Annotated in this window: 1 protein-coding gene; it reads left to right on the forward strand. The window is 53.9% G+C overall.

The genetic code is table 11. The features are described 5' to 3' along the window. Positions 1-236 precede the first annotated feature (236 nt). The gene (locus ACFDS3_RS19895; protein WP_375264069.1) at positions 237-2,660 is read left to right on the forward strand and encodes a hypothetical protein; all 2,424 of its coding nucleotides are present in this window, start codon (positions 237-239) and stop codon (positions 2,658-2,660) included. Positions 2,661-3,325 lie beyond the last annotated feature (665 nt).

A 3,325-nucleotide genomic window follows, 5' to 3' on the forward strand; every position in this document is an offset into this window, starting at 1 on the left:
TTCCCGGGATTCATCGACATCACTTCGATCCGCCTCTGGCTCCGCCATTTGTCAAGATGACCTAACCGTAGGGATTCGCGATGTGAATCGTCCGAAGTCAGAGCTAGCCGACAAGGCCCGATCACCGCCATCATCGTAAGCGACATGACCTGCGAACGGTTCGTTTATGATCTAAGTACGTTTTCCAGCCATAACTAGCGCGCAAAACCCCAGCCCCACAAAGCAGGAATTCGCGCATGCCGCTTCCCACCGCAACCGTCACGGGCACGTTCTCTTTTGCCGACGGAAAGCACCTCGATGACGCTCGCGTTATCTTTCAGCTTGCCGGCAGCGGAACTGACGTGAAGGGCCTTGATCACGCCGAGCGCGGAATCATCGTCACCGAGCCGATCGAGGTAACGGCGCAGTTCGATCGGTTTGAGGTCGAGTTGTGGCCGAACGCGCGCGGCACCGCCCCAACGCATTATGCGGTAACGCTCCAATATACCCGCTCAGGTAAGCAGCTTGCTCAGTCTTTGGGTGCCATCACGGTGCCGGAGAATGGTGGTGACCTGACGGACCTCCTGGTAGTCGGAGCTAACACGAAAGTGGTCGGCTCAATCGTGTCCCTGCTGTCTCAGGACGACTACAACGCGGCCATATTGGCACAGTCCGATGCGCAGGCGGTGTTGACCGAGACGAAAAGCATTCAAGAAGATATCAACACCAAGCTGCCGGCCTCAATCAATGGCGTACTTGCGGACACGGAGTCCCCGCAGACGCAAAAAAACAAGATCATCTCCCGCGTCGATAATGATCTGCGCATGTCGGATGGCGAGCCGGACCTGAAGGTAAAAACTGCTGCTGCACTACTTGGACTGACGGTGGCCAAAGTTTCGGTCGGAGATGTCATCGAGGTTTCAGATGACGGGAACCGTTATGAGCGTGTGGAAGACGACGCGCTCGAATGGGACGAGACCACTTCGGATGGAATGCGACTGAGAGCTCTGCACCTTTCTAAGCGGGTGCAAGTAGTCAGAGATCGTGCCTCTCTGAAATTGCTCAACAGACGGATTGGGTTAGTCTACCTGAGTGAAGGCGGCCGCTCAGGTCATTTTCGTTGGGATGCGAGTATCTCCGTCTACCATCATCAACAAGACAAGCATGAAGGCATCTATGTTGCACCTGAATCCACGGCGGCCGGTGCATGGGTTCGTCAATGGCATGGCCCAGCCGCTAGCGAGTGGTTTGGTGGAAGGGCCGACTACACCAGCACCACAGATCAGACGACGGGAATCGTCACCGGGGCTGGAACAAACAATGCGGATGCGATAAATTCTTGTCTTACCATTTGTGGAAACTGCTTACTCGGTCAAGGGCGTTATGGTGTGAGCTCCCCTGTAAATCTGGGGCAAGGACAGAACCTCTTCACGCTTGGCATTGGCATGGCCTATGTCGAAGCCCTACCAGGATTCGCGGGAACGGCGGTTGTAAGAATGGCAGCTACTCGTACGACCGTTGAGAAGCTCATCGTAAACGTGGCGAACGGGGTTTTTGATCCGAAAACCTACGATCCGGCAACACATGCAGGGCCCGTTGTCGACTGCTTCGAGACATCGGACTTCTATTTTCATCAGTACCTCACGGCTTGTCGTGCGACCGGAGGCCGTCGTGGTTTCTCAATTGGATCGCTCGAGTCGAAGATTTGGGGGTGTCACGCCCAAGGCAACTATGATGGCTTCTATGTCATAGGCTTTGACACAACCGTGCTGAATATCTCAGCCACGGACAACGAGCGCTACGGCGTGTACACAGAAAAAGGCCTTCAAGGTTGCGATATTCACGTTGTTCGCGCAAAGGACACCTGCTTGTATTTGTTCAATCAGGTTCCGGTGAATGTCTCGACCATCCACATCGACACGCCAAAGTATCGCGGGATAGTTTTGCATCAAACAAAAGGTGCTACACTCGACGGGGTGTTCTTTACGAAGGCTGGAGAGTTCCGTGTCAATCCAGCAGATCACGATGTCCGGTACTTCCAGTTCATTAACTCGCGAGGGAACTACATCAAGGGCGGCGCGATTCAGATTCAGAACAACGCGGAGGATATTGATCGGACAGGCCACTATTTCGTGCACTTTGGGGATAGCGCAGACGATTCCCTTCGGTCAACCGATAACAGGTTCGAAAACTTCCACACTCATGACATCGTGATAACCGCCAACGCTGGACAGCGCCGGGCGATGCAGGCTCAAAAGTCATGGGGAAACCATGGAAGTATTGCTAGGTATAACAATGAGGCTATGCTTTACAAGAGTGAAGAACTCACACTAGCGGCGGGTGCATCGATGACAGCCAAGATGTGGATGCCGGAGACTGATCTTGGGGCGGGCGACAAGATGATTACTCTGATGGGGTCATGGAATGCACGTGCTTCAATGGCAGATCGTTCAGCGGGAACATTTCTTATCCCTGTCCTCCCTAATTCTGACACTGGCGTCAAAGACGGAGCAATCCACACGCTTCTTTCGGCTGGCGCGGCGCCCACGATCTCCATCACTGACGTATCGCACAACGAAACAACGCGAGTTTTAAATTTCACATATAAGAATACGAGCGCATTCGCGATCAAAACTGGCTTCAGCGTGAGTCAGCCGACTGACAATCAGGGACCTGACTGATGCTTGGTGGCCGCTTATCCCACTTCTACAGCAGCCAATGTTGAAGGCGGTTGACACCAATCGTCCAGCCCTAGGTGGACTGCGCCACAAAAAAACGTCGTCGTGTTGGAGGAGCCGGCCCGATTTTTCCAGCGTCGGGCGTCGCTCTTTCACCGCTGTGCAGTTCTGGGTGCGTAAGAGAGCCGGGCCCGCCGACTGAGGCGCGGAATTGTCGATCTCAACCATAAGATGCCGATCCCGGCGATTGGGCGTGCTCACTGATCACTGCGATATCCTACCCACTGCGATATAGTAGCGTGTGTATTGGCCGGCATGCACACCCATGGAATTCGGATCGCGGTCGGCTGAAAATTTTGTTTCAACCTTTTTTTATATCCACCCGCTAAAGCGATGATCTGTTAGCCGAGGTCAATGTACTATGCAGAGATGCGCGGTACGCGCTCGTATCCGTAGAGAGACGAGCAAACTTGGGAGGTTGTCTGGGGCGGGACAGAAATATCTTGAGCACAAATATATCTCCGGCTTTCTGCAACCTCCGCGGCAAGATTCGCGAGCGCTTTATCGGCTTCCTCATCGCTGTTCTCGCCTTGTGTCTTTCCGGCGCCTTGTTTAGGTCATGTTGACAAATGGCGGAGCCAGAGGCGGATCGAAGTGATGTCGATGAA

Source organism: Palleronia sp. (assembly GCF_042089775.1).
Classification (GTDB): domain Bacteria; phylum Pseudomonadota; class Alphaproteobacteria; order Rhodobacterales; family Rhodobacteraceae; genus Palleronia.